Origin of the sequence: Agriterribacter sp. (genome assembly GCF_035444585.1) — a bacterium.
Taxonomy (GTDB): domain Bacteria; phylum Bacteroidota; class Bacteroidia; order Chitinophagales; family Chitinophagaceae; genus Agriterribacter.
The window spans coordinates 1-11,849 of sequence record NZ_DAOMOZ010000156.1 but is presented as its reverse complement, the minus strand read 5'-3'; the positions used below and the strand labels follow the sequence as shown (position 1 = coordinate 11,849).

The 11,849-nt window shown below is 47.0% G+C and carries 7 protein-coding genes, 1 tRNA gene and 1 pseudogene; 5 read left to right on the top strand and 4 right to left on the bottom strand.

The genetic code is table 11. The features are described 5' to 3' along the window. From PLH26_RS15475 to rbsK, 3 genes are all read right to left on the bottom strand, one after another. Nucleotides 1-504: YncE family protein (locus PLH26_RS15475; protein ID WP_502876397.1), on the bottom strand; the 504-nt coding region annotated here is incomplete at its 3' end. Nucleotides 505-703: 199 nt separating this feature from the next. Next, a complete protein-coding gene (locus tag PLH26_RS15470; protein ID WP_324586934.1) occupies nucleotides 704-2,875 on the bottom strand; it encodes an outer membrane protein assembly factor BamB family protein in 2,172 nt (723 codons plus the stop codon). A gap of 80 nt (nucleotides 2,876-2,955) precedes the next feature. Then, the gene (rbsK, locus tag PLH26_RS15465) at nucleotides 2,956-3,879 is read right to left on the bottom strand and encodes a ribokinase (RefSeq protein ID WP_324586933.1); all 924 of its coding nucleotides are present in this window, start codon (nucleotides 3,877-3,879) and stop codon (nucleotides 2,956-2,958) included. Between the two features lie 140 nt (nucleotides 3,880-4,019). Between rbsK and PLH26_RS15460 the strand changes: the two genes are divergently transcribed. The 5 genes and pseudogenes from PLH26_RS15460 to PLH26_RS15440 all read left to right on the top strand — a co-directional run bounded on the left by PLH26_RS15460 (nucleotide 4,020) and on the right by PLH26_RS15440 (nucleotide 10,971). Further along, nucleotides 4,020-4,090, top strand: a tRNA-Gln gene (locus PLH26_RS15460). 25 nt (nucleotides 4,091-4,115) lie between these two features. Continuing rightward, nucleotides 4,116-4,205 (top strand): annotated as a pseudogene (locus tag PLH26_RS15455) (transposase); the annotation flags it as partial. Between the two features lie 219 nt (nucleotides 4,206-4,424). Then, nucleotides 4,425-7,688: a glycosyl hydrolase gene (locus PLH26_RS15450; protein WP_324586932.1), complete on the top strand. Its 3,264-nt coding sequence runs from the start codon at nucleotides 4,425-4,427 to the stop codon at nucleotides 7,686-7,688. A gap of 83 nt (nucleotides 7,689-7,771) precedes the next feature. Next, nucleotides 7,772-10,423, top strand: coding sequence for a DUF7133 domain-containing protein (locus tag PLH26_RS15445; RefSeq protein ID WP_324586931.1), 2,652 nt, complete (start codon nucleotides 7,772-7,774; stop codon nucleotides 10,421-10,423). A gap of 251 nt (nucleotides 10,424-10,674) precedes the next feature. After that, on the top strand, nucleotides 10,675-10,971 hold the full coding sequence (locus PLH26_RS15440; RefSeq protein ID WP_324586930.1) for a hypothetical protein: 297 nt from the start codon (nucleotides 10,675-10,677) through the stop codon (nucleotides 10,969-10,971). A 217-nt stretch (nucleotides 10,972-11,188) separates the two neighbouring features. Here the strand turns inward: PLH26_RS15440 and PLH26_RS15435 are convergent. Further along, on the bottom strand, nucleotides 11,189-11,849 hold a 661-nt coding region (locus tag PLH26_RS15435; protein ID WP_324586929.1), incomplete at its 5' end, for a phosphate acyltransferase.

Genomic DNA, 11,849 nt, shown 5'->3' with positions numbered 1-11,849 from the left:
CGGCGATGAAGGTGTGCCAATATCTATAGAAGTAACGGTATTGGATACCCTGTTCGCCGTATAAATTCGTTTACCGTCGGGCGTTAGCACCAGCATGTGCCCGCCATCCTGGCCGGTACCCGTAAGCCAGTCAATGGTATCAGCAGCGAAATCATAGCGCCCCACCGTTCGGGTAAGCTCTGAAATAAAATACACCTTACCGTCTTTTTCCTCAATGCCGTGGGGGCGCAGCAAGGGACCGAGCTCAACCCGGCGGATCTCTTTTCGTGAAGCAATATCAATAATGCAAAGACTGTGTCCGTGCTCCTGCGCGCCGTAATTGGCAACAAAGGCCAGCTTACCATCCGAAGATACCGTCATTTCATGGGGGCCCTGTCCGGTGGGTATGGTAGCTACAACTTTTAAAGTTGCTTCATCAACCACAACCATATTATTGTCTGCTTTATTTAACACCAGCAGGGTGCCGGTAGTTGTTTTTTGCGCAAAGCCGTTACAGCGGCACATTAAACACGTTAATACAGCAAGAATGATTTTTGTATGCATAGCAGCGGTATTGAGAGGGTAGAATGATCATTCTAAAGATACAAATATTACCCGGTGGTGCTTAAATCATAAAATCCGGAGATCTCAATTTCGAAATCCGAAAATTAATGCAATGAAGCTGAAGCCACAGTAGCACGAAAGCGTTATCAGGGCGCTATCCTTATGGTAATGCAAAAGCCACATACGCATCGCCGGAAGCCGTTCCCAGCTTTCCGCCGCCACATGCAATAACGATGAACTGTTTGCCATTCACTTCATACATGGCAGGCGTGGCAAAGCCGGGGGCGGGCAAAGTAGTTTCCCACAACAATTGCCCGTTGCTTTTGTTAAAAGCCCTGAACTTACTATCCTTTGTGGCGGCAATAAATAAAAGTCCCGTTTTGGTAACAACCGGCCCGCCGTAATTTTCTGTGCCCGTTTCTTTTACCCCCATTTCCTTAAATACGGGATCTTCTCCAAGAACCGTTTTCCATAGGTGCCCGCCCGTATTTAGATCGATAGCCGTAAGTGTTCCCCATGGCGGCGCCAAAGCGGGTTTACCGGTTTTAGTCAAAAATTTATCATATCCTGTGAACCGGTAAGGCAACTCCCGGAAAATATCAGCGGCTGTTTGCTGTATTTCAAATTTGCGCTGGTATTCATTCTTCAGGTTCAGCACTACCGAAGCAATGGCTTTTTTTTCTTCGTTTTTCAGATGGCTGAAAGCAGGCATCATCCGTTGCCCCTTGTTGATAAATTCAATCAGTGATGCCTGGTTGTATTTTTTATCCATGCCCAGTATAGAAGGGTAATTACCGCCGCCTTTCATCTCTTTTCCATGGCACGCTGTACAATGCTGCTGGTATAAGCGCTGTCCGGCCTGCAGATAATTTTCGCTGCGGCTTTCTTTCTTTTTAACTTCTTCCATCTTTAATATCCAGGCCATTTCACTGGCATTTACATACAGCATACCTGTTTCAGGATCAACGGCAGGACCGCCCCATTCCCCGCCGCCGTCGAACCCCGGTAATACAACGGTGCCCTGCAGCGAACCGGGCATGAACATTTTGCCTGTACGGTATGACTGCAACTGTTTTTTTACCTCGTCCAGTTCCTCCGGCAACAAATAAGGATTTATATCTTTTTCCAGAAAAGACTGCCGCACAAAAGGCGCGGGCTTTTGCGGGATGGGCTGGGTGGGCCATAACTTTTCGCCATGCAGGGCGTCCGAAGTGTCAACGGGCGTTTCCACCACCGGGAACAAAGGTTCACCGGTATCGCGGTTGAATATAAATACAAAGCCTGTTTTGGTGGTTTGTGCCACCGCATCAATCTTTTTTCCGTTATGCGTTACCGTTAGCAGCACCGGCGCCGAAGAGGGATCATAATCCCAGGTATCGTGGTGAATGTATTGAAAATGCCAGCGCAGTTTGCCTGTTGCCGCATCCAGCGCCAGCAGGCAATCGGCATATAAATTAGCACCGAGCCTTTTGCCCCCGTAAAAATCCATAGCTGCCGAACCCGTAGGTGCATAGGCAATGCCGCGTTCCCGGTCAATGGTCATGCCCATCCAGTTGTTAGCGCCGCCCGTCATTTTCCAGGCATCCTTATCTTCCCAGGTTTCATAACCCGGCTCGCCGGGCTGCGGTATGGTATGAAAGATCCATTTCATTTGTCCTGTACGCACATCAAAAGCACGGATATGACCCGGCGCCGCATCCATACCTTCCGAAACCCTTGTGCCCGTTAGCAAAAGATCTTTATAAACAGTAGGGGCAGACGTTGCGGAAACAAAGAGACCGGCCGCCTGCTCTCCCAACCCCTCATGCAAATCCACTTTGCCTTCTTTACCAAACCCTGTGATCCGTTTACCTGTTCCGGCATCAACAGCATATATAAATTCACCAACAACATAAAATAGCCGTTTATCCTCTTTGCCATCGCTCCAATATGCAACGCCACGATTGTTATTCAAATTGAAGTTCAGCTTATTATTTTCCGCTGTGGTATCGTAAGGAAGAAATACCCATCTGGGCTTACCGGTAGCTGCATCAAGCGCCAACAATTTAAGTTTGGGCGACACAGCATACATTATACCGTTTACCACGATCGGATTGCATTGAATTTGTGAATGTGCCGCCGTGTCTGCATCCCCTGTATGGTAGGTCCATGCCACCTGCAGTTGCTTCACATTGCCCGTATCAATTTGCGCCAGGGAGGAATACTTGTTTCCGGTATAATTGCCATTCACCATGCTCCAGTGGGAGTATTGATCTTGCGATTCATTACTATTGCATGCCTGCTGCAAGATTGAAGTTACCAGCAGTAAAATATAAATCCGATATAATTTCATTACGATCTGTATTTGATACCATTTGCAAGAAAAATAATTGCCAGCACAAGACCTCACCATTCACTCCTTTCTTACCTTTATCACTCCCCCATCTCCCTTCTGTATGGCGCCGACGCCTGCGCACCCTGCCTGCTAACGGCAATAGCTGCTGCCTTAGTGGCAAATTGCACAGCAGCTTCCACAGGCTGATCTTCCGCCAGGGCCACCGCTACCGCAGCGGTAAAAACATCTCCTGCCGCCGTGGTATCTGCAGCCCGAACCTTAACGGATGGTATATGCCCCGAAAATGTTTCGCTGTTCACATAAGATCCGCTCTCACCCAACGTAATAATGCTGTTGCGCACACCCTTAGCTTTAAAAACCTGAACTGCACGTTCACAATCGCTTACAGATCCAATTTTCACTCCCGTGAGCATTTCCGCTTCCACTTTGTTGGGAGTTAATAAAAACAGGTCTGTAAAAATTTCTTTTGGAAGCGGGCAGGCAGGCGCCGGATCAAGAATGACTTTTTTATGATTTTTCCTGGCAAGCGCTATTACTTCATTTATTGTTTCAAGGGGAATTTCAAGTTGCAGGAGGATAATGTCCGCTTCGGCAATTTTATTCCTGTGGCGTATAATATCGGAGGGCGACAGAAATGCGTTGGCGCCCGGGGCTACCACGATGCAGTTTTCCCCGGCTTCATCTACCGTTATGAGCGCTACCCCTGAAGGATGAACCGGGTCGGTAATTATAGCCTCACTATCTATACCCTCCCGTTTAAGCTGGGTGATGGACTGTTCTCCAAAAATATCGTTGCCCACCCGGCCAATAAAAGCAACGTTACCGCCTAACCGTGCAGCAGCTACCGCCTGGTTGGCGCCTTTACCCCCGGCGTTCATAAAAAAATCACCCCCCAGGATGGTTTCTCCGGGAAGGGGAATCCGGTTTGATCTTACCACCATATCGGTATTTGAACTTCCTATAACAAGTATGCCGGTGGAATTGTTTTGCCACTCCTTCATATAGCAATACATTAAACAGCATTTATTATACAATATAGAAAATTATACCCTGCTTACCGTACCGCGGTTTTAACCAGGCTTTTTTACCCGGAAATACCTTTAAAAATAACAGGGAAAGTTGTAGCTTTGCCGCCCGTTATTGCCCGATAGTATAATGGTAGTACGTCAGATTCTGGCTCTGATAGTTCTGGTTCGAGTCCAGGTCGGGTAACAAAAGTGCTGTATGGCACCAGAACTATCATCCCCGGATGTTATCAAAAGTATTGGTATATGGCCATATCAGCAATATATACAGCAGCCGTAAAATAGAAACAGCCATTACAGAGATTTCAATACAGGACCCTCTTAACAAGCAGAGCCTCAATTTATCTGCAAATACCTTCCCAATACAATCAAATCCTCAGCTAAGCAATCTATCTGTTTTGTACATTTACCAAAAACCAGGAATTTTTTTTTATAATTAAGGCCTGGATCGCAGATGATAAAATAAATTGAGAAAATTGAATTGCCGGAGCGAACGCATCATTAAAAAAATAAATCTACAAATGAAAAGCATATTCTATTTGATATTATGTTTATCCCTTACCTTATCTATCACATCCTGCTCGGTAAACAATACCAAAAACCCTAACCTGGAATTGGAGCAAGGCTTCGCTTCCCCGCCGGATTCCATCCAAACCGGTGTTTACTGGTACTGGATATCCGGCAACATCTCTAAGCAAGGCGTGATTGATGACCTGCACGCGATGAAAAAGGCAGGGATCAACCGGGCGTTCATCGGAAATATCTGGAATGAAAATATTTCTTTTGGAAATGTCAAAATGTTCAGCGGGGAATGGTGGGAAATCGTTCATGCGGCACTTAAAACAGCCAGCGATTTAAACATCGAGATCGGCATCTTCAATTCCCCCGGCTGGAGCCAGTCGGGGGGACCCTGGGTAACAGCCGAAAATGCTATGCGCTACCTTACCAGCTCCGAGCTAAGATTGAAAGGGCCGCAAAAAATATCACGAAAACTGGAAAAACCCATTGATATTTTTCAAGACGTGAAGGTTATCGCTTATCCCGCACCTAAAAATGACCGCCTTGCTTTAAATACCCAAAATGGAAGAATTACTTCTGTGCCGTATGTGGCAGACCTGGGTAAAATTACAGATGGGGATAATAAAACGGGAATCAATTTTCCGGTTGGAAACGATTTTGTGATTGATATGAAAGCAAATTCACCATTTACAGCAAGAAGCCTTTCTGTTCGTTCAACGGAGAACCCCATTCATTTAAATGCAGTACTTCAGGCGCGGGAAACAGATGGCACATTCCGCACCATTTCGGAGTTTCAGATCGACCGCTTTAATCCATCGCTCAGTGTTGGATTTGAACCTTATGCTCCCGTTGTGGTGTCATTTCCAGCTACAACGGCCGGTCATTTCCGAGTGGCAATTAAAAATACCAACCCTGATTGCGGACTGGCAGAAGTGGTACTTTCCGCATCACCCCGCATTGAACGATATGCTGAAAAAACCTTAGCAAAAATGTTCCAGACACCCATGCCATTATGGAATGAATACCAATGGCCTTTAGAACCTGAACCCAATGATCAATCTATGGTGATCGATGCTACAAAAGTGATTGATCTTTCACAAAACATGTCGGCTGATGGAACCCTTACCTGGGATGTTCCGGAAGGAGAATGGATAATCCTTCGGACTGGTATGACGCCAACCGGAACTACAAATGCTCCGGCACCTCCTGAAGCTACAGGATACGAGGTAGATAAAATGAGTCGTGCACATATGGAGAAGCATTTTTACAGCCATATGGGTGAATTTTTGAAACGCATTCCTGAAGCCGATAGAAAAACATTTAAAGTAGTGGTTCAGGATAGTTATGAAACAGGAGGACAAAATTTTACAGATGGGTTTTTAGAAGAATTTCAACAAGTGTATGGCTATAACCCACTTCCTTACCTTCCGGTTTACCAGGGAAAAGTGGTAAACAGCGTATTGAATTCCGATCGCTTTCTTTGGGACATGCGCCGTTTGGTAGCAAATAAAGTTGCCTACGATTACGTGGGAGGAATGAGGGAAGTGAGCCATAAGCATGGTTTGCATACCTGGCTGGAAAATTATGGCCATTGGGGGTTTCCGAGCGAGTTTTTGATGTACGGAGGTCAGTCGGACGAGATTGGCGGCGAGTTTTGGAGCAAAGGTGATTTGGGGAACATCGAAAACCGGGCAGCCACATCTTGCGGACATATTTATGGGAAAAATAAAATATCAGCCGAAACCAATACAGCCGTAGGGAACCCGTTTGCACAATATCCGGCCATTATCAAACAACGCGGCGACCGCTTTTTTGCCGAAGGTATTAATAACACGCTGTTGCATGTATACGTTTCACAACCTGATGAAGATATGAATCTGGAATTGAATACCTGGTTGGGAACCGCATACAATCGGAAGAATACATGGTTTTCGCAGATGGATGTTTATACCCAATACCTGAAACGAACCAACTACATGCTCCAGCAGGGATTGAATGTGGCCGATGCGGCATACTTTATTGGAGAGGATGCCCCAAAAATGACAGGGATAACCGATCCTCCCCTCCCCATAGGTTACCAGTTCGATTATATGAATGCCGAGGTGATTGAAAAATACATGACCGTGAAAGATGGTCTGATTACGCTTCCCCACGGAACCCAATACCGGATTATGGTTTTACCAAAGCTGGAAACCATGCGTCCGGAGCTGTTAAGTAAAATCAATCAACTGGTTAACGATGGCGCTGTGGTTCTTGGCCCTCCGCCTTCCCGTTCGCCCAGCTTGCAGAATCAGCCCCAATCAGACCGGCAGGTTAAGGAAATGGCAAAAGAACTATGGGGCAATGTAGATGGTACAACTGTCAAATCACGAAAAGTGGGAAAAGGAATGATCATGAATGGACTGGATATGAAGGAAGCATTTGCGCTGATCAATTGCATACCGGATTGCAACTTACCGGAAAGCAATACGATCCATTATGGTCACCGGACACTTGGAAACAGTGAAATATATTTTATAACCAACCAAACTGCCGAAACAACAACGGTAACGCCTGAATTCAGGGTCAGCGGACTGCAACCCGAACTCTGGGAAGCTGCCACCGGGAGTATGCGGCATTTACCGGCATACATTCAAAAAGAAAACACAACCGCGGTTCCATTGAAACTTGCACCCAATGAAAGCGTGTTCGTGGTTTTTCGCAAACAGGCAGGTCCGGCCAATATTCATGATCTGGAAGCCAATTATCCTACCCCAACTGTTATCGGAGAGCTGAAGGGGCCATGGAACGTTCAGTTCAATTCAAAACAAAGAGGCCACCGGGAACCGGTTGTTTTTGAAACACTTTATGATTGGACGACTTCACCGGATGAACGCATCAAATACTTTTCAGGAACTGCTTTTTATACCACTACATTTCAACTGGAAAAGAGAACCGGGGATCAACAAATAATCATTGATTTGGGCAACTTTACGGCCATGGCCAAAGTAACGGTGAACGGCACGTATGCCGGAGGAATATGGACAAAGCCTTGCCAGTTGAACATCACAGATCTGGTTAATGAAGGTGAAAATGTAATTCAGGTGGAAGTGGTGAACACCTGGGTAAACCGTTTAATCGGCGACAGCAAATTGCCGATCAATGAACGACCAGCCTGGTCCGCAGCCAACAATCCCTACAAGCCTGCCGATTCCTTACAGCCTTCCGGATTATTCGGCCCGGTAAGAGTGTTGAGTGTGAGTGCATACCGAAAAGCGGACAAGTAAAGAAGCCCTTCATAGAAATTTAAACACACCTGTTGAATTGTGATTTTATGCATTACTTTAAGCCCCTTTTTTAATCTACTTACATGACAAAAATAAGTGTAGTACTCGGCTGTATGCTGCTGTTTTTTATTGGATGCAACAACAACAAACCACAAAATTGTGAACCTCAGCAAAGAAATAAAGCGTTAGCGTCAATTGATTCGCTGCGCACCGGCCTCAATTGGCCCGCTGAACTCAGGATAACCGGTTTCGCGGGCCCCGATCTTACTCCAAGTCCTGCCTGCCTTGCAGTAGCACCCTCAGGCGAAGTGTATGTTGGGGTGGACATGATCGGATCTCTCGGCAAAGATCCGGGTAAAGGGATGATCATGAGGCTGGTGGATTGCAATAATGACGGGATAATGGACAGCTATACGGAGTATGCCGCCGTAGACAACCCCCGCGGGATCATACCGCTTGGCGACAAGCTTTTTGTGCTTCATACCATGTTCTCAAAAGATAGCCTCGCAACGGGGATGGATCTGGTGGTTTTTGAAGATAAGGATAACGATGGGATTGCCGACGGCCCTTCCAAACCGCTCATTGAGCATATCAGCAACCCAACATTTCTTAAAAGCCGCGGTACCGACCACGCCACCAACGGTATCCGCATGGGGATAGATGGCTGGATATATATTGCTACAGGCGACTTCGGTTTTCATGATGCCATAGACCGTGATGGGAAAAAATTAACCATGCTGGGCGGGGGAATAGTGCGGGTGCGCCCCGATGGTACAGAAATGGAAATATACTCGCATGGGCTGCGCAATATCTACGACGTAGCCATAGACCCCTATATGAATATTTTCACCCGCGACAATACGAATGACGGCGGCGGCTGGAACATCCGTTTCAGCCACCAGCTTCAATCGGGTGAATACGGATATCCCGTATTGTTCAAACATTTCACCGAGGAGATCATCCCCGCCATGGCAGACCTGGGGGGCGGCTCCGGCACAGGCGCTCTTTTTATGGATGACCCCGCCTGGCCCGACAAATACAACAACGTGCCCATGATGGCGGACTGGGGAAGGAACCAGGTATATATACACAGGATAACCCCATCAGGGGGAAGTTACACGCAGGAGCAGGAAGACTTTATTAAATTACCGCAGGTTACCGACCTGGACATTGACGCTTCCGGGCGGCTCTATCTTTCCGCCTGGAACGGCGCCGGGTATTCCGGAGACTCCGGCAAAGGATTTGTTGTTCGTGCGATACCCAGGGATTGGGAATACAAACCTTTTCCCGATCTTAAAGACGCTTCCGTGTCTGAGCTGCAATCTTTATTGAAGTCGGCCAGTGCAGCGGCACGGCTGAGCGCTCAGCAGGAGCTTCTCGGAAGATCGCCCAAAAAAGCCGCTAAAGCGGGATGGAAACTGGCAACCAACAAAAGCCTTCCGTTGTATGCCCGTGTAGCGGGTATGTATACCTACGCGCAGGCTACAGGTAAAGAAGGCATCAAAAACCTGGTTCAGCTTGGTTCGGAAGAGGCCATGAAGGAATTTGCATTGCGTGCTCTCTCCGACAGGAAACCTTTTTTAAAGGAAGTGCCTGTTGAACCTTTTTTGAACGGACTCAAAAATACTTCGCCGCGCGTTCAGATAGCATCCATCATCGGACTGGGCAGATTGGGCCGGCCGGAGGCTGCAGCCGCTTTACTGCAAATACGGGTTCCCGCATCATTCGCAGCTCCTCCCGCCGGAGAGGAGGGACCGCATGCCACGCCCAATACAGCTATTATTCCGGCACATCTTGCCGTAAGGTCCCTGGTAGCGTTGAATGCTGTGGACGCCTGTGTGGCTGCCATCGGATCACAAAATTCCACTTTGGCGCTTTGGGCACTGCGCTATATGCATGATGCAAAAGCAGTAGACGGATTGATCGAAGCCTATGGTAAATCGCAGGATGAAACATTGAAAGCCCAGATCCTTACCACGTTAGCACGGCTTTATAAAACAGAAGCGTCGTATGACGGCTCCTGGTGGTGGAGCACCCGGCCCGATACGCATGGACCTTACTACAAACCAATGAAGTGGGCATCTTCCGATAAAATCAATGCATTTCTCACGGAGGAATGGGAAAAGCGGGATGCCGGAGGAAAAGCGTTTTTCACCGGCTTAAATGGTAAGTTCCGGCTGGGCATCAGCGGGTTTGGCGGCGAAGAAGCAATGGAACCGGAACATGAAACCAAAATTGATTTGAATAAGATCAGGAATCAGAAAGGCCAGATCGGAAAATCATCCATCGAGGACATTATGCTTGCGATGGATAAGATCAAAGGCAACCCGGCCACCGGTAAAAAGCTCTTCGTTCAGCAGGGCTGTATTGCCTGCCACAGCGTCAGCAAAGGTGAAACCATGAAGGGACCTTTTATGGGGCAAATTGGTTCTATTATGACGCGTAAGCAGATCGCGGAGTCTATTCTCAAGCCTAATGCCTCTATTTCACAGGGTTTTGCAACAGTACTCGTAACCACAAAAGATGGCAAAAACATGATGGGTTTTGTTACCGGCGAATCGGCAGACAGGATCGTTTTGCGCGACATTACCGGGGCAGCGCATACCATCAACACAAAAGATATCAAAGAACGCAAAGAGCAGGAGCATTCTATGATGCCTCCCGGCCTGGCCAATGCTTTATCGTACGAGGAATTTGCTTCGCTCATCACCTACCTTTCGCAGCAGAAAGGATGAAGCAACAATAGGATTGCCCGGGGTATCTGCATAATTATTTCGAAGCGAACAACGCATGATGATTGCTATTGCAGGAAAGGAAATAAAACAGGATGCAAGCTCAATAGAAAAAGCCCCATAGAAATGGGGCCTGTATTGTAAACCCTTAACCCTGAAAAAAGGCAATTTACCTTAATTGTTCTGTTGAAACAATAAGCATTAACCCTCAATTTTTAATAATTGGAATTGTATTGCCAAATCATGGTGTTTGCATGGATGTATTGCAACTTGAACAGGCAAATGACAAAGGCCAACTGCGCATCATTTACAAGCATTGCACTTTAGAAGGAGCCGGCACCGGCAGGACCATTGTGCTAAAAGACGAAAAGGGAAGTACATTGAAGAAGTGGACCTTCACCAATGCCGGTGGTTCCGATCTGAGCATGAGCATTCCGGTAAGTGAGTTATTGCAGTTGGAAAAAAACAATGCCGGTCATGACCTTAGTCTCCGGTATACTGCGCGGGAACTTCCCAAGGGAGAGACACTTGCATTTCTTCGGGTTAAATGAATACAAAAGATATTGCAGCAACACAGAAAGGCGATGTCTTTTTTTAATGACTGCTGTAGAACAGCATAGGACAAGATATAAGCAGGTTGTACTATAACAACGGCAATAGGAAACCATTACGTTTGCAGCGGTTTTTCATAGGATATTGGATTTAAAACGGGGCGGATTTCTATCCGGCCCTTTTTTATTTAAGTGAGAACTACGGCAGGTAGTGGTTTTATACTGTTTCATTTATTTTTTTAGCCTTCTTCCACCAACGCGGCTCCTTACCGGTATCACGGCGGCTTTCGGGGCACTTTTGCTGGGCATCCGCTACGGCAATCAGTACCATATTTACGATACTCCTTACCGAACTGCCCAATTGCAATACATGTACCGGCCTTGCCAAACCCAGCAGCACGGGTCCTATGGTATCAAAACCACCCAATTCCTGCAACAGGTTATAGGCAATATTGCCGGCGCTCAAATTCGGGAAAATAAGGGTATTCACGTCCATATCCACCAACTCGCTGAAAGGATAGTTCTCCTTGAGTATTTCCTTATCAAAAGCAAGGATGCCCTGCATTTCTCCGTCAACAATGAGATCCGGGCTTTTTTGTTTCAGCAACTCCCGGGCCTGGCGAACGGTTCTCGCTTCACTGGTATTGCTGCTGCCAAAATTGGAATAACTGAGCATGGCCACCCGTGGCGTAATGCCAAAATTTTTCACTTCCCGGGCCACCAACAGCGTTATATCCGCAAGCTCTTCTGCAGTAGGATTAAAATTCACCGTGGTATCGGCAAGGAACAAGGGTCCTTTTTTGGTAACAATAATATACATGCCTGCAATTTTGTTCACTCCTTTTTCTGTTCCCACTATTTCCAGCGCAGGCCTTACT

What these genes read in the sequence shown, in the direction of transcription:
- PLH26_RS15470 (WP_324586934.1), bottom strand. Translation starts at nt 2,875, where the DNA reads ATGAAATTATATCGGATTTATATTTTACTGCTGGTAACTTCAATCTTG.
- rbsK (WP_324586933.1), bottom strand. Translation starts at nt 3,879, where the DNA reads ATGAAGGAGTGGCAAAACAATTCCACCGGCATACTTGTTATAGGAAGT.
- PLH26_RS15450 (WP_324586932.1), top strand. Translation starts at nt 4,425, where the DNA reads ATGAAAAGCATATTCTATTTGATATTATGTTTATCCCTTACCTTATCT.
- PLH26_RS15445 (WP_324586931.1), top strand. Translation starts at nt 7,772, where the DNA reads ATGACAAAAATAAGTGTAGTACTCGGCTGTATGCTGCTGTTTTTTATT.
- PLH26_RS15440 (WP_324586930.1), top strand. Translation starts at nt 10,675, where the DNA reads ATGGATGTATTGCAACTTGAACAGGCAAATGACAAAGGCCAACTGCGC.